This window comes from Corynebacterium sp. ACRPS (assembly GCF_022346005.1).
Lineage (GTDB): Bacteria > Actinomycetota > Actinomycetes > Mycobacteriales > Mycobacteriaceae > Corynebacterium.
The window spans coordinates 1-24,459 of record NZ_JAKRMY010000004.1 but is presented as its reverse complement, the minus strand read 5'-3'; the positions used below and the strand labels follow the sequence as shown (position 1 = coordinate 24,459).

The following is a 24,459-nucleotide window of genomic DNA, read 5'->3' as shown; positions in this document are numbered from 1 at the left end:
GTCGCCCGCCCCGAAACCGCCTAGGCCCTCACTGCGAGGACTAGGCGGTTTCGATTATGGCGGCAAGGCCCTGGCCGCCGCCGATGCACATCGTAACCAGCGCGCGCTTGCCGCCGGTGCGGCGCAGGTGGTGCGCGGCGGTAACCACGATGCGGGCACCGGTCGCTCCCACTGGGTGGCCCAGCGAGATGCCGGAGCCATTGGGGTTCAAGCGAGGATCTTCGGGGGAAATACCCCACTGATCTAGTACCGCGAGGGCTTGGGCGGCAAAGGCCTCATTGAGCTCGATGAGATCGAGGTCATCGAAGGTGAGATCGAGGCGGTCCATGACCTTGCGGGTTGCCTCAACCGGTGCGATGCCCATGCGCTCTGGCTCCACGCCGGCAAGCGCCCAACCCTTCAAGACCACCATCGGCTCGAGACCAAGCTCGTCGGCCTTGTCACGGGTGGTAACGAGGACGGCGGCGGCGCCGTCGTTTTGACCGGAGGCGTTACCCGCGGTCACCGTGGCCTCGTCGTCCTGCTTGCCCATCACCGGGCGGAGCTTGGATAGCTTTTCCACGCTGGAATCAGCGCGCACGTGTTCATCCTTGTCCACGATGATGGGATCACCCTTGCGCTGGGGGACGGAGACGGGGACGATTTCGGTATCGAAAAGCGCCTGCTCCTGCGCGCGGGCAGCGTTGTGGTGGGAACGCACCGCAAGCTCATCCTGATCCTTGCGCGACAGGGAACGCTCGCGGCGGAGGTTTTCGGCGGTTTCGATCATGCCGCTGGGGATGGGGTGGTTTTTACCACCGGCGGTTTCGCGGGCCTCCTGGAGGCGATCGCGAAAGACCATGTTTCCGCCCTTCGCACCCCAGCGAATATCGCCGTCCACGGTGTACTCGGTGCGCGACATGGATTCGGCACCGCCGGCGATGACCACCTCGGCCGCGCCGGTGGCGACGTGGGCGGCGGCGGTGACGATGGCTTGCAGGCCGGAGCCGCAGCGGCGGTCGAGCTGCATGCCGGTCACGGAGACGGGGAGGCCGGCATCGAGGGCGGCGACTCGGCCCAAGGCAGGCGCAGCGCCGTTCGGGGAGGCTTGGCCGAGGATGATGTCATCGATGATGTTCGGGTCGATGCCGGATTCTTCCACGATGGTGGATACCACCAGGCTGGCCAGATCCTGGACGGGGACGGATTTGAGCGCGCCGCCGTAGCGGCCGACTGGGGTGCGCTTGGGGTAGCACAGGACAACGTCTTGAGTATGCATGGATTCTCCTTAGGAAATTTCGGTGGTAGTGAGATCGTGGGAAATGGCCGCGCAGGTAGTGAGGAGCTCGGGGAGGAGCTGCGCGGTGAGATCTTGGGTGGAATACACGGAGGTCTGGGTGGAAATATTGATGGCCGCCACAGCGCGCCCGGTGCGATCCCGGATGGGAACGGCGATGGAGCGCAGGCCTATTTCTAGCTCTTGGTCCACGATGACCCAGCCGCGCCGTCGGACCTCGCCGAGGCGGGCCCGCAGTGCATCCTGGGATACCAGGGTATGCGGGGTGACCTGCTCGAGCGGAGCGGTGGTGGCGAAGTACTCATCCAGCTCCGCCGGCGTTAAATCGGCGAGCAGCACCTGGCCCATGGACGTGGCGTGCGCCGGGAAGCGCGTACCGATGGTGATATTGGTGGACATAATGCGGTGAGCGGCGGCGCGGGCGATATAGACCACGGTGTCGCGGTCGAGCACGCTCACGGAGCAGGACTCATCGAGTTTGGTGGATAACTCCCTCAAATGGGGCTGGGAAATATCCGGCAGTCCCAAGCTCGATAGATAGGAGTAGCCCAGTTCCAAAACGCGCGGGGTGAGCCAAAAATCCGAGCCATCGGTGCGGGCGTATCCTTCCGCGACAAGCGTGTGTAAAAAGCGACGTGCGGTGGCGCGCGCTAGGCCTGTGACCTCGGCAACCTGGGCCAGTGTTTGCCGCGGGCGTTCGCCATTAAACGAGTGAATGACATTGAGTCCGCGGGCTAATGATTGCACTACGGGGGTATCTGCCACGGTGTGTCCTCCAAGCTATTTTTAGGGTTAAGTGTCCCAGGTCTCTTCAGTGTACCCGATCGTGTTCGCATTCTGAACCCTTGTGCTTTCTGTGAACCGCACGTAGTCTAAGGCCCATGTTGAATAAAGTCATAGCCTCAGTAGAGGAGGCCGTCGCGGATATCCCGGACGGTTCCTCCATCGCGGTGGGCGGATTCGGCCTTGTGGGTATTCCAGCGCAACTCATTGCCGCGCTGCGTTCCCAAGGCGCGAGCGAGCTCACCATCATTTCCAATAACCTCGGTACGGATGATTTCGGCCTTGGCCTACTACTCAAGGATCACCGCATCGCCCGCTCCATTGGTTCCTACCTGGGAACCAATAAGGAATACGCGCGCCAGTACCTCGAGGGCGAGCTTACCGTCGAATTTACCCCGCAGGGCACCCTGGCAGAGCGCATGCGCGCCGGTGGCGCGGGCATTCCGGCCTTCTACACCAAGGCTGGCGTGGGCACGCCGCTTGCCGATGGCGATATCCCCACCCGCTACAACCCCGACGGCACCATCGCGGAGACCTCCGCACCGAAGGAAACCCGCGAGTTCAACGGCGAGCTCTACGTCATGGAAGAAGCCCTTACCCCGGACTTCGCCTTCGTCCATGCCGCCCGCGCGGACCGCTTTGGCAACCTTGCCTTTAATAAGACCGCGCAGAACTTCAACCCCGATGCGGCCAAGTCCGCCGATGTCACCATCGTGCAAGCGGAGCAGCTGGTTGAAGCGGTTCCGCCCGCAGAGGTGGATGTGCCCGGAATCTACGTGGACCGCGTAGTGGAAGTGGGCAAACAAGAAACCGGAATCGAATTCAGGACGGTGAGCAAGTAATGACCTGGTCACGCGAAGAAATGGCGGCACGCGCCGCACAAGAACTGGACAATGGTGACTACGTCAACCTGGGCATCGGCATGCCGACGCTCATCCCGGGCTACCTGCCAGAGGGCCGCGAGGTGGTCCTGCATTCTGAGAACGGAATCCTGGGCGTTGGTGCCTACCCTGAAGAGGGCAAGGTTGATCCGGAGCTCATCAATGCCGGTAAAGAAACCATTACCGAAGCCCCAGGTGCATCCTTCTTCTCCTCGTCCGAGTCCTTTGCCATGATCCGCTCCCGCGCCATTGACGTCGCGGTGCTCGGTGCCATGGAGGTATCCCAGTTCGGCGACCTGGCCAACTGGATGATTCCCGGCAAGATGGTCAAGGGCATGGGCGGTGCGATGGATTTGGTGCACGGCGCCAAGCGCATCGTGGTGATGATGCAGCACGTATCCAAGCACGGCGATTCCAAGATTCTGGCAGAGTGCCAGCTGCCGCTGACCGGCGCTCGCTGTGTGGATCTGATTATCACCGACCGCGCTGTATTCACCGTGGACGAGCTGGAGGGCCTGACGCTTATCGAGGTCGCCGAGGGTGAAACCGAGGAGTCCATCCGTGAGGTCACGGACGCACCCTTTAAGGTAGCGCTCGATTAATTAGTTGTGGACGTGAAAATCGCCGCTTCCCGGGAGAGACTGGGAAGCGGCGATTTAGTGTTTCGCGGGTGGATTAGACATCGCGCAGGTCCACGCCCTTGGTTTCAGGCAGAATGTACATGCTGATAAGCGTCAGGATGCACAGTGCGACGACGTAGAAGCCAGAAGCCCAGGTAAGGCCGTGGGCTACGAACCACTGGTAGATATACGGTGCGGTACCGCCGAAGACGGCAACGGACAGCGAATAGGCCAGGCCGATGCTGCGGGTGCGCTGGGCGGTGGGGAAGACCTCGGACATGATGGAGGACAACAGCGCGCCGCCGGCGGCAACGATGACCACACCGACGGTGGAGGCCACCAGCAGGGTCCATGGGCGATCATCGATGAAGTTCATCAGTGGGATCTGCAGGATGGCTAGGCCGATGGCGCAGATGTAGATCACTGGCTTGCGGCCGATTTTATCGGACAGGCTGCCCCACAGCGGTAGGGCAATGAGACCGGCGGTCTGTGCGGCCACGGTGACCCAATAAGCACCCTGAATGGACATCCCCTCGTGGCTAATGGCGTAGGTGGAAACATAGGAGGTCCACGTGTAGTGCGAGGCCGTAACGCCGGAGACCATACCCACGACGAGCAAGATATTCTGCCACGCCGGGCGGACAACAGAGGCAGGCTTTCCCGAGTTCACGGACTTCTTGGTGCGCTTCGGAGCCTCAACGGTGGGCTCGGCGCTATCGATTTCCTGGAAGTGATCCGATTCCTTCATGTGGCGGCACAGGTACAACGCAACCAACGCTGCGGCGGCACCCAGGAGGAACGGAATGCGCCAGCCCCAAGCGCCAATCTGCTCGTCCGTCAGGACCAGTGAAATGCCGCCACCCAAGACGTAGGCGATGACCGAGCCGCCGAAGATGGAGACATAGACCATGGAACCCCAGCGGCCGCGGTGGGCGTTCGGGGCGATCTCAGGGATGTAGCTATTGGCAGCTGCGGATTCACCACCGTGTGCAAACCCCTGTAGCACGCGGATGAAGAGCAGGCCGACGGAGGCCCAGATACCAATGGATTCGTAGGTGGGCAGCAAGCCGATGAGGACCGAGGCGCTAGCCATCATGATGATGGTGGTCATCAAGACGGTCTTGCGGCCGCGCTGGTCGGCGATGTGGCCAAAGACGATGCCGCCCAGCGGGCGGACCAAGAAGCCGACGGCGAAGACACCGAAGGTGGCAAGCAGTGCGGAGGCGTTATCGCCCTTGTCGAACATCGCCGCGGCGATGAACGGGGCGAAGACCGCATAGGAGCTCCACTCGTACCATTCCAGGACCTGGCCGGTCAGGCTGGCTGCGAGGGATTTGCGGTCTGTTTTTGTCGCGCCCGATGACTTAGTGGGCGTGGGGCTCGGCGGGGCGGTAGAAGTCATTGTTCCTCCTAGGTATGGGTCCGAAATGTTGAGAAGGATATTACGCACATCACACTTCGCTTAGACCGCGATGTAGGCCACGAAAGCGGCAGCGCTACAGGGGCTGATTTGGTTACCGACTAGAAAGTGCATGTCGTCCACCACTTTTCAGGGGGAATGCCCATAAAAACTCGCTGTTCACTAAGTGAACGGTAGTGCGCACTGTGACCCCGTATAGGGGTATTTGTATAAATTCTTTGCCGTGACGAGCTTGGAATTCGTAGGAAAAGGTCATTTTTGGCCGGAATTCCGGCGCTGAAAATTTAGGTGTGGTGTAGCGTGTGAGCCACGACACGGAAGGTTCTCGAAGAGTCTTGAACCACCAAAGTGAACCATCACTGTGAACCAACCGAGTCTTTCCGGAGCCACACCCTAAGGAGGGATTTATGACTGCTCTTAGTCCCGAGGAACTAAGCACAGAAGGCCTCGCCGAAATCATGGCCGCGGGCGGACGCCCGGCCGATAGCGAGCGCAAGATCAACATCATCGATACCACCCTGCGTGATGCGCACCAGAGCATCTGGGCCACCCGCATGACCACGAGTCACATCCTGTCGCTGTTGGATGACATCACCAACGCCGGTTTCGAGCACGTGGACTTGGTAGCGCCCATCCAGTTCGACGTGTCCGTGCGCTACCTCAAGGAAGACCCGTGGGAGCGCGTTCGCCTCGTACACGAGAACGCCGCGCCGGGCACCAAGTTCCGCGCCCTGATTCGTTCCAAGAACCTGGCCTCCTTTGACTTCCTGCCGGATGACGCCATCTTGAACTGGACCGAGCGTCTCTACGCCAATGGCTTCCGTGTGATCGGTTCCTTCGATGGCTTGAATGACATCGACAACATCGACCAGGGCCTCAAGCTGGCTAAGGAACTCGGTGCCGAAACCTTCGGCGCATTGTCCTACTGCTTGAGCCCCGTACACACCGATGACCTGTACAAGCGAAAGGCCACGGAGCTGCTCGAGCGCACCGATGTGGACCGCATCATGCTAAAAGACGCCGGCGGCCTGCTTACTCCGGATCGTTTGAAGACCCTCATCCCGGCGATCCGCAGCTCCATCGGTGACGTCCCGCTCGAGGTACACACCCACTCGCTGACCGGACTGTCCCCGCTGACCTACCTCTACGCTGCAGAATTGGGCGTGGACTCCATCCACACCTCCATCGCCCCGCTGGCCAATGGCCCGGGACAGCCGGCCACCCAGGCCGTAGTGCGCGATCTTCGCGCACTGGGCTACACGGTGGACGTTGACGATGAGCGCATCGATTCCGCCAGCGAGCGCATTCAGGAAATCGCCGATACGGAAGATAAGCCAGTTGGCGTTCCGCGCGCATTCGATGGCCTGCACTACATGCACCAGCTGCCCGGCGGCATGCTCACCAACTTCGAATCCCAGCTGGAAACCGCTGGGTTGGGTGACCGCTTCGAAGAGCTGCTGTACGAGGTCGCACGCGTGCGCGAAGAGCTCGCATACCCCATTATGATTACGCCGTTCGCCCAGTTCGTAGGAACCCAGGCCGTCATGAATGTGACGACGGGTGACCGATACTCCGTGGTCCCGAACGAGATTAAAAAGTACGCCTTGGGCTACTATGGCGAGCCGCTCGCCCCGCTGGACCCAGACGTGCTGGAGAAGATTATGGCCAACGGTTCCTCCGAAATTACGGAGGAAATCCCAGAGCTCAAGCCGGTTCTGCCGGACCTGAAGAAGGCCCACCCGGACGAGGACATCGACACCCTGTTGCTGCGCGTGATGTTCGCCGGCAGCCAGGTCGATGAAATGAAGCGCTTCGTGGCCGAAGGCCGCGGCGGCGAGGGCGAAGGCGTCAAGGGCGGCGTCCTTACCTCCCTGGTACAGCAAATCTACGACTCTTCCGATACCACCGACTTCCACCTCAAGACTTCCGATTTGGAAATCAACCTCACCAAAGGAGAAAAGTAACCATGACTGATTCCACCAACTTGCACGACCTGAAGTCCCTGCTGAAGTGGGCCAACCTGTCTGATGACATCCAAGAGCTGCAGATCAAGTACGGCGACGTCGAGCTCGCGATGTCCCGCACCCCAGGCGGCCTGAACCGCCCGGCACCGGCTCCGGAAGCCGCTCCGGCCGCAGCTCCAGCTGCCGCACCAGCACAGGACGCAGCCCCAGAGGCCGCCCCAGCCCCAGCCGCTGAGCCAGAGTCCAAGCCTGCTCCGGCGCAGGAGGAAGCTCCGAAGGAAGAGGCAAAGGCCTCCGGTTCCGGTGAGCCGTCCGCAGAAGGCGAGACCGTGAAGGCTCCCATGGTCGGTACCTTCTACGCCGCTCCGAAGCCTGGCGCAGATCCGTTCGTCAAGGTGGGCGACGAGGTTGAGGTTGGCCAGGTGCTGTGCATCGTCGAGGTTATGAAGCTGATGAACAGCATCGAGTCCAAGGTTGCTGGCACCGTGAAGGAAATCCTTGTAGATAACGAGGACGCCGTGGAGCACGGCCAGCCCATCATGGTCATCCAGCCGAAGTAATCGACCTGGAGGAAAATATGTCAGATCTACTAGGTAGCGTGCTCATCGCTAACCGCGGTGAGATTGCGCTTCGCATCATTCGCGCCTGCAAGGAATTGGGCATCAAGTCCATCCTTACTTATTCCGAAGGCGATAAGGACTCCTTGCCGGTAAAACTCGCTGATCAAGCAGTGTGCATCGGCCCGGCGAATGTTTCCAAGAGCTACAACAGTCCCGAGCTGGTCATCTCCGCAGCCATGGCGTACAAGGCAGATGCCATTCACCCGGGCTACGGCTTCTTGTCCGAAAAGCCGGACTTTGTCCGCATGGTGGAAGAAGAAGAGATCGGCTTTGTTGGCCCTTCGGCTGAGCACATTGGCTTGATGGGTGACAAGATCGCGGCTAAGCGCATCGCCAAGTCCGCCGGTGTTCCCACCGTTCCGGGCTCCGACGGCGTGGTCACCGAGTTCGACGAAGCGCTTGAGGTTGCCCATAACACCGGCTTCCCGCTGCTGATTAAGGCGGCCGCCGGTGGTGGTGGACGCGGTATGCGCGTCGTGGAATCCGAGGACACGCTGGAAAAGGACCTCAACGAGATCATGAATGAGGCTGAGTCCGCGTTCAATGACCCGTCGGTCTACATCGAGCGTTTCTTGACGGATATCCGCCACATTGAGATCCAGGTGCTGGCCGATGGCGAAAACGCCGTCGCCCTGGGCGAGCGCGACTGCACCTCGCAGCGCCGCAACCAGAAGCTCATTGAGGAAGGCCCTTCGCCGGTGTTGACCGATGAGCTGCGCCAGGAGATGCAGGAAGCCGCGATTAACCTGTGTAAAGAGGTGAAGTACAAGAACGCCGGAACCATCGAGTTCGTCTTCGATAACACCGAAGATAAGTTCTACTTCATCGAGATGAACACCCGCATCCAGGTGGAGCACCCGGTTACGGAGATGATCACCGGTGTGGACCTCATCAAGGAGCAGCTGCGCATTGCCTCCGGGCAGAAGCTATCCATCACCCAGGATGATGTGGAGATTCGTGGCCACGCCATCGAGTGCCGCATCAACGCCGAGGATCCGAACCAGAACTTCGCGCCGCGGCCGGGCAAGATCGAGCACTACCGCGTGCCAGGTGGCTTCGGTGTGCGCATGGATACCCACATCGAAACGGGCTACACCATCCCGCCGTTCTATGACTCCATGGTGGGCAAGCTCATCGTATGGGCAGAAGACCGTGATGAGGCCATTACCCGCATGCTGCGCGCCATCGACGAGCTGCAGGTAGAAGGCGTTGTTACCACGGCGCCATTCCAGGCCATGCTGTTGGACAGTGAAAAGTTCCGCAGTGGCGAGTTCAACACTGGTTACGTTGCCAAGTTGCTGGAAGGCACCGACTCGATCCCTACGGATGACTAAACTCGGCTCCTTCTAGCGAGAGAGTGCAGGTTCCGCTTTTGCCGGCCTGCACTTTTTTGCATTTTAAGCCTCTAAAATTACATCTCTATTTAACGCCTGGTTCCAGGCTTTGCTTAGACCTAAACCTGTGGGGGAAGGAAAAACAATGTTGGTTATTGCCGCCATGCTGGTCGGCGCCATCGTGCCGGCGCAAACGGCCATTAATACACGACTGCGCGAGTCCGTGGGCTCGCCCATCGCCGCCGGGTTCTTCTCCTTCATTATCGGCTTTGCCGTCTCCGCCATCCTTGCGCTGATAGTCACCGGTGACGCGATACCGGACCTGGCGCTGGCGGCCGCGCAACCGTGGTGGGTGTGGCTCGGCGGCTTTATGGGCGTGGCCTTCATCGTGGGAAATATCCTGCTCTTCCCGCGCATCGGCAGCGTAGAAACCGTCATCCTTCCCATCCTGGGACAGGTGACGATGGGCCTTATTTATGATCTGACCGGCCTTTTCGAATCCCCCTTGGTTCCCGTCGGCCCGCTGCGCATCCTCGGCGCCCTCATCGTGGTGGGCGGCATCGCCTTGGTGCTAGAAATCGGCCGGGGCGCTGCCACCACGCGCGCGCAAGCCACCGGGCTTTCGCTGTGGCTGTGGCGGGTCTTCGGCGTGCTCATCGGCATGGGCTCTGCCACCCAAACCGCCGTCAACGGCTACCTGGGAGGCGCGTTGCACAGCCCCATGCCCGCCAGCGTCATTTCCCTGGGCGTCGGCGTGATCCTGTTGGCCCTGCTCACCCTGGGCTGGAAGGCACCCCGCCGTGCCCTTTTGAGCGGTATCGCCCCTGGGCCCTGGTGGATGTGGCTCGGCGGTGTGCTCGGCGCGCTTTTTGTGGTTGGTGGAGCGACGCTTTCGCCCATGATCGGCACTGGCACGACGGTCATCGGCTCGCTGGTGGGCTCAATCATTTGCGGCCAGGTCATTGAATCGCTGGGCTGGGGCAATGCCAAGCGCGGCCTGCCGCCGGTCCACCGCATCATCGGCCTGGTCTTGGTCATCATCGGCGTGATTATGGTGCGCGCCCTTTAGGGCTGTGCCGCGCTTGCCGATACCCCCTTTATTCCCCTTCGCTCCCACTCCCGGCTGGGACCGGAGCGAAGGGTTATTGCCGCCAGCGCTCTAAGGTGAGCTTGGGGCTTAGTGCTCGGGAGACGCATGGCGCGAAGGCGCCCTCGGCATACATTTGCGCGTCATAGACGGAATCCCGGTGGTCTGGCTCGCCGTCAACCACGCGCATCAGGCAGGTGCTGCACGTTCCTTCCAGGCAGCGCGATTTTACGGGCAGATCGAGATCCTCGAGGACCTCTAGGACCGTCTTATTCTCTGGGATTTCTACCGTCTCTCCGCAAAATTCTACTTCGAACGGACCGTCGCCGGCCCCGGCGTTTTTCTCACCGGATAGCGCTTGTAGATCGGGGTGGAAGTTCTCCCAGTGAAAGGCGTGCTCGGGCAGGTAGTCGAGTGCGATTTCTTTGGCGGAATCCATAAATCCTTGCGGACCGCAGACATAAAAGGCCGTCTCCTTTGGCGCCTGGCCCAGCAGGTGCCGGTAGATATCTGCTTGCTTCTCGCGCGGGCGGCCAAAGACCTCGATGAGTTTATCGCCGCAGGTTTCGCGCAATTGCTCGAGCAGCACCGCGTGGTGGCTATCGCGCGCGAAAAAGAGCACTATATACGGTTTGTTCTCGCGCTCGAGGGATTGGGCCATAGAGAGCATAGGGGTAATGCCCACTCCGGCGCCGACCAAGACGTAGTAGCCGGCGTCTGCCACGAGCTCGAAGTTATTAAATGCCTGCGAGATCTTAAAACTATCCCCGTGGCGCAGTTTGAGCATCGCAATCGAGCCACCCGTGGAGTTTTCCTCGCGCTTTACCGCGACGCCATACGTTGGCCGTTCCTGTTGGCCGGCAGGAGGGGAGGAGATGCCGGTCAGCTCAAAAACCGAGTACTGGCGGGTAAGCATCTCACCGTTGGCTCCCGGGAGGGTGATATCGACGTGGCAGCCGGGGGAGTAATCCGCGAGCGGAGCATCACCGTCCAGTGAAAACGCGATGACCGAAAGGTCATCGGCTACGGCGGTGACGTTGTGCACCGTGGCGGTGGTGGAGGGGACATCGGCAAGCTGGGGCGCGGGTTGAGAAGGAGAAGTAGGCATAGGGGTGAATAGACCTCACTTTCGTGACTGTAGTTCTTTGGCTATTAACTGCATGTAATGCACATCATGGTACAGCCTGGAGCGAGATACAGGTTACAAATGCGTTCGCATAGCGGACAGATGTACGGCTGGTACACCTATATGGGGTGAGCAGGCAGAAGGTTTGCAAAATCTGCCAAGATGGCCATTTTTGCTATTTGCGCAGGAGGGGATAGGTGCTGTGAAGGCGGGCGTAGTAGCGGCGTTGGCGGCCAGAAATTTCCCAGAAAATTGGATTCAAAATTCATTGCGGTCGCGAGCAAAGTCTCTATAGGCTTACGGGCACAGCTAAATGGTGAACTACGCCACATAAACAGGACACGTGTGTGGTGTGGCACCAAGATTGGAAAGGTTGTTTACTCCCCATGACTGCTCCTACTGATACTCGGACTGAACCTAAGGTTCTGCCCATGTCCGATAATCCCTATGAGGATTTCCGCTACTTCTACCGCGATGGCATGGACCTGCGCCCGGCGCCGAAGCGCCGCGTGGACAAACCCGGCTGGTCCACCCTGCGCCACAATATTTTTGACCACTGGCACACCGTTCATGACGAGTGGGAAGGCTACGACACCCAGCAGACTCGTTTGCTCGATGATCACATGTGGCAAACTGATGAACTGGGTGCCGCGTTAGCAGAATCTTTCCGCCGCGATGGTGCCAAGGAATCGCGCACAAAGTTCGAGCAGGCGCTGAATGGAGGAATCGAGACCGTCGAGGACCCATCGCCGGAATTGGTGGCTTTCTTCGAGCAGGTCGATAACATCCCAGACTGGATCGACCTTGAAGCCGCCGAGCGCGGGCGCGTTGCCTACTACAACGCCACCCCGAGCGCGGACCTTCTCACCTTCAACTTTGGCTATTGGGCCACCACCATGGAAGACCGCACCTCTGCGGCCACCGGTGAGACGGGCATGTTTGAGTTCAAGGCCATGCAGCGCGCGCTGGAGACCTCCAAGTTCTTCGTGGACTTGGGCAAACAGGACGTATTCGACCGCTTTGGCGAAGGCCGCAAGGCCGCAGTCCACGTCCGCCTGCTGCACGCCCAGGCTAACCGCGGGCTGGAAAAGCTTTGGGGCAAGGAGCACTACAACGAATTCGGCCGGCCGATTGGCTCTAGCTTTTTGGTCTCCGGTGAAGGCTGGTTCGCGCTCATGCCGCTGGCCATCGACGAGCTTTTCGGGCGCCCGCACTCCGGCCAGGACTGGGACGATGTCGCCCAATACTGGGCATATGTGCTGTACATGATGGGCGGCGAAGAACGCATCATCCCCAAGACCGGCGATGAAATGCGCAAGATGACCGATTTCATTTACGCAAACGGCGGGCGCTCTTCCACGTACCACCAGCGGGTGGCCACGGCACTGATGTCCATCGTGGAGCAGATGAACCCGGACCTTCCGCTGGAAATGTTGGGTTCGCTGGCAACGCTAGTGGGAGAAGAAGACACCAAGTTCATGGTGGAAGGAACCCGCTGGGCCGATATGGACTTTTCTCAGGCAGCCAAAGACTTTGAGGCCAAGGCGCGCGCAGAGGCAAAGGAAGCCCGCGAAGCCGATGAAAAGCCGGGCGCGGAGGAATACAAGAAGCACAACGCCGCGCAAGGGCGCCCGCTGTGGATCAATGCCTTGGAGGAAGTGCAAGAGCACATCAACAACCATGAGCCAGACGTCAAGGCCGAGTGGACCCTGCACGATGACTCCAAGGAAGCCCGCCGGAACTAGCCGCTGCGCCCCACAGCTAGTTATCAAGGCCTAATAATAAGGAAGGGAATGAAATACAATGACTGCTCCCACAGATACGTCTGAGGCTGCCAACACGTCGCAGGTGGAACCAAAGGTTCTGCCTATGTCCGATAATCCCTATGAGGATTTCCGCTACTTCTACCGCGATGGCATGGACCTGCGCCCGGCGCCGAAGCGTCGCACCGCGGCCCCAGGCTGGTCCGAGCTGCGACACAATATCTTCGATTCCTGGCACACCGTAGAAGATGAATGGTCTGGCTACGATAGCCTGCAAACCAAGCTTCTTGATGACCACATGTGGCAGACCGATGAGACCGGTGAAAAGCTGGCGCAGGCCTTCCGCCGTGATGGCGCCAAGGAATCGCGCGCCAAGTTTGAGCAGGCGCTTAACCACGGCATCGAGACGGTAGAAGACCCCGCGTCGGAGCTGGTGGACTTCTTCAAAGAGGTAGACCGCATTCCGGAGTGGCTGGATCTTGAGGCCGCAGAGCGCGGCCGTGTGGCCTATTACAACGTCACGCGCACCTCAGAGGTTCTGGCCATCGCCTTCGCATACTGGGCCACCACGATGGAGGACCGCACATCGGCGGCCACGGGCGAGACCGGCATGTTCGAGTTCAAGGCCATGCAGCGCTCCATTGAAACGGCGCAATTCTTCACTGACTTGGGCAAAAAGGACGTCTTTGACCGCTTCGGCGAAGGTCGCAAGGCCGCCGTGCGCGTGCGCTTGCTGCATTCCCAGGCCAATCGTGGCCTAGAAAAGATGTGGGGCAAGGAGCACTACAACGAATTCGGACGGCCGATTGGCTCCAGCTTCCTGGTCTCCGGTGAGGGCTGGTTCGGGATGATGCCGTTGGCCATCGACGAGCGCTTTGGCCGCCCGCACTCCGGCCAGGATTGGGACGATGTGGCCCAGTACTGGGGATACATCCTTTATATGATGGGCGCCGAAGAGCGCCTCATCCCCAAGACTGGCGATGAAATGCGCAAGATGACGGATTATATCTACGCCAATGGCGGGTATTCCTCCACCTATCACGAGCGCGTGGCCACCGCCTTAATGAGCATTCTAGAAACCATCCACCCGCTGGTTCCCAAGATGGCGCTTGGTGCGCTGACCACCATTTGCGGCGTGGAAGATACCAAGTTCATGGTTAAGGGCACGCGCTGGGAAAAGGTGAACTACAAGCCGTGGGCCATCCTGTATCGGGGTGCCGCGCGCGCAGAAGCCAAGGTTGCGCGCCTGCGGGACAAGCTGCCGGGTGCGCAAAAGGCAAAGATTAAGCGCGCCAATAAGAATAAGCCGCCATGGTCCGATGTCACCGCGGTGATCAAGGCACACATCGCGAAAAACGAGCCCGAGACCAAATCCGATTACACGCTGCACGATGACTCTAAAGAAGCTCGCAGCTAACCCATCCCCCATAACATTCTCAGAGGAGAACACCATGACTAACACTATGTCCCTAGGTACCGTCGGCGAGTGGCCTGCTGGCCGCGGCGATAAGGATGAATTCATCGCCACCTTTGGCCAAGAGCGCGCAGACCGCTACCACGAGGCTTTCTGGAAGATGGACCCGGTGGCTGATGCGCTGTTTACCAGCGGCCACACCGTCAAGGAAATCATGCCTAACCTGCGCGATGCCCTCGCGCGCGGCACCGCCAACGAGGACACCTTCCCCGAGGTTGCCGCCCTTATTGAGGACATGACCAAGGCACTTGACGGCATCGACGCCGAAAAGCTGGAGCGCGGCCGCCGCGTCTACCTGTCCATCCCGCCGCTTAGCCACGGCCTGGCGCTGGGCCCGGGCTCGCTGGTCCACACCTATTCCACCCCAGCGATCGCGGACTTGCTGGTCAACACCGGTGAGCTTACCGATGGCGCCGTCAAGCGCCTTGCCTACACCACCAACCGGACCTATTCGCTCTACCTGCCGAATGCGCTGCAACCCGGCGGCGAAGGCTTCATTCACACCGGCATGGTGCGCGCCATCCACGCCCACGTGCGGCGTGTGCACACCCGCAAGGAGCTGGATTACTCCCACTACGGTGCTCCGATCAGCGAGTTCGACATGCTGCGCACCTGGTTTGATTTCACCTACATTCCATACGCTGGCCTGCGCAACATGGGCTGGAAGCTTACCGCAGAAGAAGAAAAAGACGCGTTCTACCTGTGGAAGATTGCCGGGCGCATGCTGGGCATTTCCGCGGACCTTTTCGAAGGCGAAGATGGGGTAGAGGCCTCCCAGGAGACCATGGATGCCATCCACACCGTCGACGGCGAGATCAACGAATCGGCCCGCAAGCTTGTTGATGCCCTCATGGACGGCTTCGTCGTCAACGCCAAGGAGCTCACGGGCATGCCCGATGACACCTTGGCGGACTGGACCGCCGCGCACGTGCGCATCATTCACGGCGATGAGGTCGCCGATGCCTGTGGCGTGGCCGACTCCGTCATGCGCCCCATCCTGCAAATGGAGGCACCGCTGGTGCAGGAGCGCTTTGACCTCCTCCGCCAAGACTCGGAAGCGCTCGAAGCGGAAATCCAGAAGAACGAGGAGGCGGTGCGCCAGATGCTCACCCGCGATGCCACCTATATGAAGCAGGATGAGGGCATCAAGATGAAGGATGGCTCGGTCGTCGCGGCCTCCTAAAACAAATTACCCACTTTCATGGGTGACACGTCACTAGAACTTTAAGTACTCTTGTGGCAGGCGCACACAGACTGTGTTCGTCGCCACATTAGTTCCAAGAATCCAATTAGAAAGGGATCCAATAATGTCCAAGGATTTTGCGGTAACTAACCCCGCTACCAATGAAGTAGTAGAGAAATTCGACACCTTTAGCGATGAGCAGATCCAAGAGGTTCTGGCTAAGTCTAACGAGGCTTTCCAGACCTGGCGCGAGACCCCAATTGAGGAGCGCGCCAAGATTGTGTCCCGCGCCGCGGAACTGCTCAAGGAGCGCAAGGGCGAGCTATCCAAGATTGCCGCACAGGAGATGGGTAAGTCCACCCCAGAAGGCGAGTGGGAAATTAACTTCTCCGGCGACATCCTGCAGTTCTATGCAGACAACGCCCCAGAGCACAACAAGGACCAGCCGGTTGACGTGCCAGGCGGCAAGGCCACCCTCCGCCGCCTGCCCATTGGTACCCTGCTGGGCATCATGCCGTGGAACTACCCCTTCTACCAGGTCGCCCGCTTCGCCGGCCCGAACCTGATGAACGGCAACTGCATCATCTTGAAGCACGCCGAAATTACCCCGAAGTCCGCTGCAGCCATCGAGGAGATCTTCCGCGAGGCTGGCCTGCCAGAGGGCGTGTACATCAACGTGTACGCCGACCACAAGCAGATTGAAGAGATCATCGGGGACAAGCGCGTCCAGGGCGTATCCCTGACCGGTTCCGAGCGCGCCGGTGCCGCCGTGGCCGAGATCGCTGGCCGCAACCTGAAGAAGGTTGTGCTGGAGCTTGGCAGCACCGACCCCTACATCATCCTGGATGCAGCCGATATCACCAAGGCTGCCGAGGACGCTTGGGTCAAGCGCATCGAAAACGTTGGCCAGGCTTGCACCTCCAACAAGCGCATCATCGTCATGGAAGACATCTACGACGAGTTCGTCGATGAAATGGTCCGCATTGCTGAGGGCATGAAGCAGGCTGACCCAACCCAGCCGGGCGAGAACCAGTACTACCCAATGTCCTCCCGCGAAGCAGCAGAGAACTTGGACAAGCAGGTCAAGACCGCTGTGGACAACGGCGCTAAGGTTCGCACCGGCGGTAACCTGCACGAGACCGCTGCGTACTACGAGCCGACCGTGCTTACCGATGTCCCCGTCGGTTCCGACTCCTACTACGAAGAGTTCTTCGGCCCAGTAGCAGAGATCTACAAGGTTTCCTCCGAGAAGGAAGCCGTAGAGCTGGCCAACAACTCCAACTACGGCCTGGGCGGTGCCGTCTTCTCCGATGATACCGAGCGCGCCACCAAGGTTGCTGACCAGATCGAAACCGGCATGATTCACGTCAACCTGGGCCAGTACTTCTCCCCAGTACTGCCATTCGGTGGCGTTAAGAACTCCGGCTTCGGCCGCGAGCTCTCCGTCTTCGCACTGGACGAGTTCGTGAACAAGCAGTACCTCTACATCAACGACTAATTACTCGTTGACGCTCGCTCAGCGCTCCCTGAGCCTGCGGCGAGCGCATAGAGTGCAGTAGGGAAGGGGCCTAGCCTTGATTGGCTAGGCCCCTTTTCCTGTCCCCGTTGTGCTTAACCTGTATCTTCCGCAACCCTCTGAACTCGAGCTGTGTGGCGTATACGAAAAATCCCGCTCAGCGCAATGCTGGGCGGGATGTAGTCTGCTCCTCCAACTGGGGTCGAACCAGCCACCTAAACCCCATTTAAACTGCATAAACACCCTTTTTAAGCCCTACGTGACGACAATTTGACGACATCTGAAATCTTTTCATCCACAGCACTGCCCACCGCCTCCAAATCCTCATCAAACAATTCAGCGTAAATATCAAGGGTCATCGCAGCCGAAGAATGCCCGAGTTGCCTTTGCACAACCTTCACATTCGCCCCGGCGGAAATCATCAATCCCGCCGCCACATGCCTAAGCCCGTGCGGGGTGACTCGCGGAAAATCCGGGTACTTATCCATGCACCTATCCAGTGCGTTGTAGTACCACTTGCCATGCGTAGGCGGCTTCATCGGAGTGCCGTCACGACGCGGCCACAGCAACTCATCCGGCCCCTTACTCTCCATCACAGGGACCAGCATCCGCATCACGGACACGGGCACAGACACTTCCCGCACTTCATGGGTTTTAGGCGTACCAATAATCACCTCACTGCCCACGGTGACCGCATTACGCTCCACGTTGATGCGATTCCGTAGCACGTTCACATCTCGTACCCTGAGTGCTGCGGCTTCACCCCAACGCAGGCCCACGGTGCCAAGCAGCCAGACCAACTCCTGATAGCGTGTGCATTCACTCACCAATAGGCTTAGCTGTTCCGCTGTGAGATACACTTTCCGCGCCGCACCCTTACGCGGTAGTTTCACGCCCCGCGCTGGGTTCTCCCGCACCGCCTTATCCATCACCGCCAGGTCAAGAATCTGCGCCAGCACCGCATGGGCCTGCCTAACCAACGACGCCGACCTATCCAGGCTGGACACCCATGCTTGTACCTCCGAGGGTTTAATGCCGGCCACCTGACGCCCGCCCCACTTTGGTTCCACGTGGTTACGCCACACCGCAAGCATGTCATGCCGCGTCTTAGGCTTCAGGTGAGTCAGGTTCGCCTCCCACGGCACAGCAACCTCACCAATAGTCACTTTGCCGGCGTTGGGGTCTATCCAGTTTTGCTCGTTCATGTGGACGGCGTTTTTGTCAGCCCAGGCTTGTGCTTCATTTTTAGTGCGGAATCCACGCTTGGTGCGATTCCGCCCATCGGGGGAGCGGTACTGCACGCGCCAAGCTTTACCCTTGGCGGTCTTGTATTGCTTGATTGATGCCATAAGACAGACCTGTTCTGTTCTTTAATCGGATGGGGTGATACCCGTCCCGGCACGCGAATTTCACATCTGTAGCGCCAGGGCGGGGTTCTTAAATGTCGAGCATTTGCTGAACTGGAAGATTTCTTGAGTGAACGCGCTCAAAAAGATTCTCAAACTGAACTTTGTCATCGGATGCTTGCATCAGCGTGACTACCTGGTTAATCTGGCGCTCTAAGTGGTTGACCCCAATGTCATCAGTTAAATGCTGATGATGCTTCCGCGGCCGGTTACCCTGCTCATTTTTAGGGTTTAGATCTTTAAGACGGTCTAGGATGCCAGTCGGCATTGGCGTATAGATGTACTTGTTGATGAACTTTCCGACGTACTGCGGGTGGTGATGGTTGCCGGGGACGAATTTCCAGCCCTGCAAGCGGTATATTTCCTTGAAAAACGCCTCGGGAAAAGTGCGAACCCAGGGGCGGAATTCTTCTGCAATGTAGGCATCAAGGAGTCGTTGCAGTTCGTCTTTGGCGCGAGTTTCCTGGTAGCCAGTTGCCTCATCGACTAGAGCGGTGATTCCTACCAGTGCTAGGGCTTTGATGATTCTGCGGGCGGTTTTGGCGATTGGTTTTTGTGTGGTTGTAAGCACGCCGGCTTCTTCTGCGTCGAGGTAGACGTTGCAAATTCTGGGGAGGATTTCGGCGTTGTGTCCGTTGATGACGTTCGGGTTATCCCCGACGCGATAGTCGATTCCAGCGACTGCTTTTTGGAGCTCGGGTGAGATGAATGCGGCTAGGTTGTTTGCTTCTAAGAAGGGTGGTCGATTGTCGTGGCTTGCGCGTCGTCCGCGAGGGGTACGTCCCATGGCGTTCATGATTGAGGATTGGCTGATTACCCGGCGTCCGTCTTCGAGTACGTAGCAGGATAGGTCTGTTCCGGCTATGTTTAGGGTTCCTTGGTGGGTTGCTCGTTCGATTTTTCGTCCCCATCGGGTGTCGGCTGCTTTTTGTCCGGCTATTTTTCGGTAGTTTGGGCGGGGTAGTTTCCCGCTGTGCGTTTCCATAATCGCATATTATCATGCTGGATTTTGTACTGCTTTGGTCATGCTTGTGAAATGATGTTTTGTTGGAAAGTCCCAGTTGGGTTTCTGAGTTTGATCTCGATGCGTTTTTTAGTTCGCATTGCCGATTGTTGGGCCCTCAACCCCCTTGGTGTTCATTTCAGTGAGCACCGGGGGCGGGGATTGCGTTGAAAGCGCATGGCTCCTAATAGATAGAGCCGTTTGGGTCAGCAGCCCGGACAGCGCCCTCTGCTTGAGAGCACAAAGCAGGGTCGTTGATGTATCCGTCTTGGCAGCCGTGATAGGTCTGGATTTCACCCGAAGTCGGATTTCGGGCGCCGTTGGCTGCGGTGCCGTATCCGCATTCTGCCGCCGGCCCTACGCATTCTCCGTTTTCTACTAGACCGGCTTGGCTTTCATTCTCGAGGTACTGCTGTCCTCCGCGGTTGTCAAAACACCATTGGGAGAAGGAGACAGTGCCGTCTGACCATCGAGCGGGCCCAGGGGTGCCTTGGAGGCACTCGACTACGGTCGGTTGTGCCATTTGCGGATTCGCCTCGGGTAAGGCGCTATTGGCAGCAGCAGGTTCCTGTGTTGTGGTTAGGGGTGTGTTGGAGGGGTCCGCGGTTTTGGTCGAGCTGCTGCGTTTGGTACTCGAGGTGCTGAATGTGCTTGAGGACGGCTTATCGGTTGCCGTGGGTTCCTCGTTGGAGGTGCAGCTCGCTAGTGCGAGGACTGCGATGAGAAGAATTGAGAGCTTTTTCATACTGCTGTCTTTTCGTAGATGTTTTGCCAAGTTTTGAGGACTTTGACCGTCACCCCGAGTTCGTTGGCGAGGGTGGCCGGGTGTGGTCCGTAGATTGCTTCTGTGGTGGCGTATTCGGTGGGGGAGACCAGGAGGCGGGCGGCGAACCTGTCGGCGCGTATTTCGTGGGCGCCGTGGTGGCCGGGCGGGTCACCATAATGCGCGTGGCCTAGTTCGTGGGCTAGGGAGCACAGGGTAGTTGTGTCATCCATGCCTACGCGGAGGGTGATGGTGGACCGGTGGGGGAGCCATGCTGCTTTTGGGCCGCCGCGGTGCCAGCGGATTCTATAACCCCGGGCCTCAGCGGATTGTATAAGAGATTCAATCATCAACGATTGCCTCTGATTTGTTCCAGTTTCTTCTGAAGCTCCGGCGAACTAGCGTCAAGCATATTCTGCATCATTTGGTTATTTCTTTGATTTTGCCGGTTTTTCTTAGCTTCGGCTCTAGCTTCAGACTGCCAAAATTTGGTGGTTTTCACTAACTGGTTTGGAAAGCATCGAGAGTCTTTGCTGGGGGAGTTAGACCAGATAATTGAATTGTTAGTCGTTTGGCATAGTGGTGCGAGGTTTTGCCCCATGTCTACGGCCCAACCAAAGGCGGAAGTTTCTGCAAAATGATAGTCCGTTAGTCGGCCAAGTATCGCGCATATCCAATCTGCCAATTGGATTGTTCCGTATAGTCTGCTATCGGCCTGAACAGGTATCTCAATGATGCTTCTATTTTCCTTGTTCTGGCGATAATATATCGTTTTCCCTAAAGTGGCGACGGCCCGTTCACGGTTGTCTGTGTCGGTGGCATCCATGATGACCATTAGTTTTTGGTTTGCTTTAGAAGCGAAGGTTCCGAGTCGGTTTATTGATTGAATGAGACAATGCTCTTCGCGGGCTTGGGAAGTCTCATTGGTTTCTTTGACTGTTCCGATGGGTTTTTGTTGACCGAAGAAGAATATCCTTCCGTCTAATTCTCCTAGCTTTCGGAATATACGGTTCATCGCGGGGTTTATTTCCTCGCCATAATTCTCGATGTTTGTTGTGGTGAGAAGTTTTGAGCCTTTCTTCTCCCATCGTTTCGGGTGAACCTTCAAGCGTTCGATTTCCCAGGCAAGTAGGTGCTCTTTTACATATTCGAAGTAGCCACCCATCTGGCGTACATTTTCGGCGGGGAGTATGTATCCGGCGTAACCGAATACGGGGTGTGTGTTGAATTTAGGGTGGTCGTGTCTGATGTAGGGGCCTTGGTGGCCGAATTCATCCAAGTAAGCAATAAGCATAACGTCCTTGAAATGACTCAGCGGCTAGAACATTAAATGCTCTAGCCGCCGGAATGAGCGCGGTACATGTATTTCAATGCCGCCACTGTGTTTACTGATTGTAGCTGACTCCGGCGTTTTTCGCTAACTATGTGTTAGTCAATCAAATCTTCACCTCGTTTTTCGCGTTCTTCTTGTTCGTTTATTGATGAGTCTGCGGCGTATTCGTCGGGGGAGTAGTCAAATTCGCGGACCACGCCATCATCGTCATCATGCAGTGAAGCAGACACGTCGGACACGGGGGTGAGATGTGGGGCTAGGCCGATAGCGTCGTCGTCACTGTCGTTGCCGAACAGGTAACGCGCCTGCGGGTCGGAGCGGCGCAGGATTTCGTCTAGTAGTTGTTCGTTGGTGGCTCTTTCTAGTGCTGCCTCGACGCTGTACTCGTCGATAGCCGAAGACGTGATGAATCCGAGGTCTAGGAGGGATTCGACCTCATTGACTTCGTAGGCGCGGGCGATGCTGATGGTGAACTCAGCGGTCGTCTTACCTGCCTTTGCGTGACGCAGCAGGGTCGCTTTAGAGATACCGGAGTGGTCGGCGGCCTGGCTGGCTGTGGGGGAGCCGGGGAGCGTGGTTAGCCATTCTTGAAATTCCATAGGTTCATTATGAACCATGCGTAAAAAGGTGTCAAACGCTGGGGAATTATCAAAATAAATCTAAACAGGTTGACAATGAACCGTGTTAGGTTCATAATGAATCTTGTCGGGTTCACAAGGGCCTTGACTAGAACCTTAAAAACTACATGGAGGTAACTACATGGCTGTCAGTACACCGCCTCGGTACACCTTCCGCCCTGGAGCTTTAGACGCAATCATGCGTTCAAGGAACCTTCAAACAGAAGAACAGCTGGCATTGCTTATCGGGGTATATCCCGCTGATATTCCCAAGCTGCGCGCCGGGGCAAAAGTGACCGCAGAACTCGCCCTACGCGTATCCACGCTACAAGGTGACAAGAACTACATCGCAGGCTATTTCGACCGCGTAGATGACCCCATTGCCGCATAAGAAAAGCCCGGTGCAGGAACACCGGGCCAAAGACAATCAACCGATAAGGAGTTTATCACAATGAACAATCAACTCGTGACTATCCCGGTTCCCGGAACTTCCACCCCCATCATGGCGGTGCAGAACGACGGCACCGAGTGGGTAGCAGCGCGTCACATCTGCAATGCGCTCGGAATCGAGTGGAGTGCCCAGCGAAACAAGCTAAAAGGGAAAGCATGGGCAACCGTGGCGCTCATCGACACGGTTGGCGCTGACGGCAAACAGCGAGAAATGAGCATGGTTGACCGTCGCACTCTGACGATGTGGCTTGCCACTATCGACACTAACCGTGTCAGTGAAGCTGCCCGTCCAACGCTTGAGGCCTACCAGCTTGAAGCAGCTAACGCCCTTGATGCCTACTTCCATAAGGGTGGCGCCATTAACCCCCGCGCCGAGGAGCATCAGTTGAATGCTTTGATGCGTGAGTCTCAGATGCGGATGGAGTTGTGTCAGGCGGCTAAGGGTTTGATTCATCCTGACCATTTGGAGGCGAAGGCGCGGATTGTGTTGGCGCGTGGTTTGGGTGAGGTTCCGGAGTTGGATCCGGAGACGCGGCCACTGTATACGGCGGATTTTTTGAAGTCGAAGAACCTCTCTAGCAAGAAGATGAAGTCCGTTGCGCCGATGTTCGGTAAGCGCATGAAGGCTTTGTACACGCTGGAAACGGGACGCGAACCAGAAAAGTATGACTTGACCTTGCCTAACGGCCAGGTACGCCAGGTTAATGGCTACACCGAAGCAGACCGCCCGCTCATGCAGCAAGTGTGGGATGAGTACTACGCCTAGGTGTGAGGAAAGCCCCGCGTGTGGGCGGGGCTTGTCGGACCTATTCGACGGTGTTGAGTGTATCAGATTATTCAGGTTTATTCCGGGTTTATTCGGTTTAGGAAAAGGTGTTGTTGATGTCTCGGGAGTTGTGGGATTTGTCAGTCGATGAGACTGAACGTGTGGCTGGGGTCTTGGAAGACTCTCTCGTGTTGTGTACCGAGTGGGGTGTGCCATTGGATGGTGACTGTGACATCGAAGGTGAGGGGGATGTAGATGGGGTTGACCTCAAGGAAGGGGGTGTTGAGGGTGGTGCTTTTGGTGTTGTGGGCTTGTCTTCTGGTTTCGAAGTTCCTTTGTTCGGTTCGGAATTCTTCAGCGTGGTTGCGGACTTGGTTGAGAAGTTTCGGAAGCGTGATGTTGATTCCGTGGCCTGGTTTGATGTCAGTCCTGGGGTGAGACATGCTTTCCCCATTTACGGTGACGGTGATGTGGGTGTTGAGGGCTTTATCTTGTCCAGTGTTGATGATGTTGCAGGTCGTCGTGTTTTTCCAGTGGTGGGGTTGCCCGCAAATCGTGGACACGTAGTGGAGCTACCTAGTGGTTAGGCAGCGATTTCTTTTCTGCTGGTGGTTAGGCTGGTGTGGTTTTCGAAATCGACGGGGCTGACCATCCCGAGAGCGGAATGCCGGCGCCGACGGTTGTAGACCACTTCAATCCAGTAGGCAACGGCCTGACGCGCAGCATCGCGGGTTGGCCAGCGCTTCCGGTCGTAGAACTCGGTCTTAAGCGTCGACCAGAACGACTCAGCCATCGCATTATCGAAACACACCCCAGTACGCCCCACAGACTGAGCAACCCCTAGGTTGCGGCACACCTCCCAGAGCTGCTCGCTGGTAAATTGTGTTCCCCGGTCAGCGTGAAACACCAGCCCCTCAGGAACATCACTACGCAGTGTATGTGCCATCCGCAGCGCCCGTTCGACCAAACTTGTGTCTTGCACGCTATCCATAGCCCAGCCCAGCACCCTGCGGGAATGACCATCGCGGACCACGCATAAATACAACCAGCCTTCACCGGTGCGCAGATAAGTAA

22 protein-coding genes and 1 pseudogene are annotated in these 24,459 nt (G+C 58.1%); 13 read left to right on the top strand and 10 right to left on the bottom strand.

The genetic code is table 11. The features are described from left to right. Positions 1–40: 40 nt before the first annotated feature. Positions 41–1,258, bottom strand: coding sequence for an acetyl-CoA C-acetyltransferase (locus MHX65_RS03145; protein WP_239268589.1), 1,218 nt, complete (start codon positions 1,256–1,258; stop codon positions 41–43). A gap of 9 nt (positions 1,259–1,267) precedes the next feature. Further along, complete coding sequence (locus MHX65_RS03140; protein WP_023029078.1) at positions 1,268–2,041, bottom strand: IclR family transcriptional regulator domain-containing protein; 774 nt, start codon at positions 2,039–2,041, stop codon at positions 1,268–1,270. A gap of 116 nt (positions 2,042–2,157) precedes the next feature. Between MHX65_RS03140 and MHX65_RS03135 the strand changes: the two genes are divergently transcribed. Both MHX65_RS03135 and MHX65_RS03130 read left to right on the top strand, forming a co-directional pair. Further along, a complete protein-coding gene (locus MHX65_RS03135; RefSeq protein WP_239268587.1) occupies positions 2,158–2,901 on the top strand; it encodes a CoA transferase subunit A in 744 nt (247 codons plus the stop codon). Then, on the top strand, positions 2,901–3,542 hold the full coding sequence (locus tag MHX65_RS03130) for a 3-oxoacid CoA-transferase subunit B (protein WP_237792597.1): 642 nt from the start codon (positions 2,901–2,903) through the stop codon (positions 3,540–3,542). The genes MHX65_RS03135 and MHX65_RS03130 overlap by 1 nt, the downstream gene beginning before the upstream one ends. Before the next feature lie 73 nt (positions 3,543–3,615). Here the strand turns inward: MHX65_RS03130 and MHX65_RS03125 are convergent, their stop codons facing one another. Further along, the gene (locus MHX65_RS03125; protein WP_239268585.1) at positions 3,616–4,962 is read right to left on the bottom strand and encodes an MFS transporter; all 1,347 of its coding nucleotides are present in this window, start codon (positions 4,960–4,962) and stop codon (positions 3,616–3,618) included. 425 nt (positions 4,963–5,387) lie between these two features. Here MHX65_RS03125 and MHX65_RS03120 point away from each other — a divergent pair, with 425 nt between their 5' ends. The 4 genes from MHX65_RS03120 to MHX65_RS03105 all read left to right on the top strand — a co-directional run bounded on the left by MHX65_RS03120 (position 5,388) and on the right by MHX65_RS03105 (position 9,967). Beyond that, positions 5,388–6,944 carry a pyruvate carboxylase gene (locus MHX65_RS03120; RefSeq protein ID WP_239268583.1) on the top strand — a complete coding sequence of 519 codons (1,557 nt, stop codon included), beginning with the start codon at positions 5,388–5,390 and terminating at the stop codon, positions 6,942–6,944. A gap of 2 nt (positions 6,945–6,946) precedes the next feature. Next, entirely contained in the window at positions 6,947–7,504 is a 558-nt protein-coding gene (accB, locus tag MHX65_RS03115) for an acetyl-CoA carboxylase biotin carboxyl carrier protein (protein WP_239268581.1), read from the top strand. Between the two features lie 17 nt (positions 7,505–7,521). Continuing rightward, complete coding sequence (gene accC, locus MHX65_RS03110; protein WP_005284133.1) at positions 7,522–8,898, top strand: acetyl-CoA carboxylase biotin carboxylase subunit; 1,377 nt, start codon at positions 7,522–7,524, stop codon at positions 8,896–8,898. Between the two features lie 145 nt (positions 8,899–9,043). Continuing rightward, positions 9,044–9,967, top strand: a complete 924-nt coding sequence (locus MHX65_RS03105; protein WP_239268579.1) for a DMT family transporter — start codon at positions 9,044–9,046, stop codon at positions 9,965–9,967. 73 nt (positions 9,968–10,040) lie between these two features. Here MHX65_RS03105 and MHX65_RS03100 read toward each other — a convergent pair whose 3' ends face one another. Further along, positions 10,041–11,093 (bottom strand): PDR/VanB family oxidoreductase, encoded by a 1,053-nt coding sequence (locus MHX65_RS03100; RefSeq protein WP_239268577.1) that lies wholly within the window; start codon positions 11,091–11,093, stop codon positions 10,041–10,043. 404 nt (positions 11,094–11,497) lie between these two features. Between MHX65_RS03100 and MHX65_RS03095 the strand changes: the two genes are divergently transcribed. The 4 genes from MHX65_RS03095 to MHX65_RS03080 all read left to right on the top strand — a co-directional run bounded on the left by MHX65_RS03095 (position 11,498) and on the right by MHX65_RS03080 (position 17,029). Next, positions 11,498–12,856 carry an oxygenase MpaB family protein gene (locus MHX65_RS03095; RefSeq protein WP_239268575.1) on the top strand — a complete coding sequence of 453 codons (1,359 nt, stop codon included), beginning with the start codon at positions 11,498–11,500 and terminating at the stop codon, positions 12,854–12,856. Positions 12,857–12,914: 58 nt separating this feature from the next. Beyond that, positions 12,915–14,291 (top strand): oxygenase MpaB family protein, encoded by a 1,377-nt coding sequence (locus MHX65_RS03090; RefSeq protein WP_239268573.1) that lies wholly within the window; start codon positions 12,915–12,917, stop codon positions 14,289–14,291. Positions 14,292–14,325: 34 nt separating this feature from the next. Continuing rightward, complete coding sequence (locus MHX65_RS03085) at positions 14,326–15,531, top strand: oxygenase MpaB family protein (protein WP_239268571.1); 1,206 nt, start codon at positions 14,326–14,328, stop codon at positions 15,529–15,531. 124 nt (positions 15,532–15,655) lie between these two features. Continuing rightward, positions 15,656–17,029 carry an NAD-dependent succinate-semialdehyde dehydrogenase gene (locus tag MHX65_RS03080; protein ID WP_239268569.1) on the top strand — a complete coding sequence of 458 codons (1,374 nt, stop codon included), beginning with the start codon at positions 15,656–15,658 and terminating at the stop codon, positions 17,027–17,029. Positions 17,030–17,295: 266 nt separating this feature from the next. Here MHX65_RS03080 and MHX65_RS03075 read toward each other — a convergent pair whose 3' ends face one another. The 5 genes from MHX65_RS03075 to MHX65_RS03055 all read right to left on the bottom strand — a co-directional run bounded on the left by MHX65_RS03075 (position 17,296) and on the right by MHX65_RS03055 (position 22,151). Further along, a complete protein-coding gene (locus tag MHX65_RS03075) occupies positions 17,296–18,396 on the bottom strand; it encodes a tyrosine-type recombinase/integrase (protein ID WP_239268567.1) in 1,101 nt (366 codons plus the stop codon). Between the two features lie 88 nt (positions 18,397–18,484). Next, positions 18,485–19,438: a P63C domain-containing protein gene (locus MHX65_RS03070; RefSeq protein ID WP_239268565.1), complete on the bottom strand. Its 954-nt coding sequence runs from the start codon at positions 19,436–19,438 to the stop codon at positions 18,485–18,487. Between the two features lie 759 nt (positions 19,439–20,197). Beyond that, positions 20,198–20,569 (bottom strand): ImmA/IrrE family metallo-endopeptidase, encoded by a 372-nt coding sequence (locus tag MHX65_RS03065; RefSeq protein ID WP_255716714.1) that lies wholly within the window; start codon positions 20,567–20,569, stop codon positions 20,198–20,200. After that, a complete protein-coding gene (locus MHX65_RS03060; RefSeq protein WP_239268561.1) occupies positions 20,569–21,513 on the bottom strand; it encodes a DUF3800 domain-containing protein in 945 nt (314 codons plus the stop codon). The genes MHX65_RS03065 and MHX65_RS03060 overlap by 1 nt, the downstream gene beginning before the upstream one ends. A gap of 134 nt (positions 21,514–21,647) precedes the next feature. Continuing rightward, positions 21,648–22,151 carry a hypothetical protein gene (locus MHX65_RS03055; protein WP_239268559.1) on the bottom strand — a complete coding sequence of 168 codons (504 nt, stop codon included), beginning with the start codon at positions 22,149–22,151 and terminating at the stop codon, positions 21,648–21,650. A gap of 217 nt (positions 22,152–22,368) precedes the next feature. On the opposite strand from MHX65_RS03055, the gene MHX65_RS03050 reads away from it, so the two are divergent. The 3 genes from MHX65_RS03050 (at position 22,369) to MHX65_RS03040 (ending at position 23,972) form a co-directional block, all read left to right on the top strand. Continuing rightward, the gene (locus tag MHX65_RS03050) at positions 22,369–22,560 is read left to right on the top strand and encodes a hypothetical protein (protein ID WP_239268557.1); all 192 of its coding nucleotides are present in this window, start codon (positions 22,369–22,371) and stop codon (positions 22,558–22,560) included. Positions 22,561–22,620: 60 nt separating this feature from the next. Continuing rightward, positions 22,621–23,385: a phage antirepressor N-terminal domain-containing protein gene (locus MHX65_RS03045; protein ID WP_239268555.1), complete on the top strand. Its 765-nt coding sequence runs from the start codon at positions 22,621–22,623 to the stop codon at positions 23,383–23,385. Positions 23,386–23,501: 116 nt separating this feature from the next. Then, on the top strand, positions 23,502–23,972 hold the full coding sequence (locus MHX65_RS03040; RefSeq protein ID WP_239268553.1) for a hypothetical protein: 471 nt from the start codon (positions 23,502–23,504) through the stop codon (positions 23,970–23,972). Between the two features lie 41 nt (positions 23,973–24,013). Here the strand turns inward: MHX65_RS03040 and MHX65_RS03035 are convergent. Then, positions 24,014–24,459: pseudogene (locus tag MHX65_RS03035) on the bottom strand (IS3 family transposase); the annotation flags it as partial.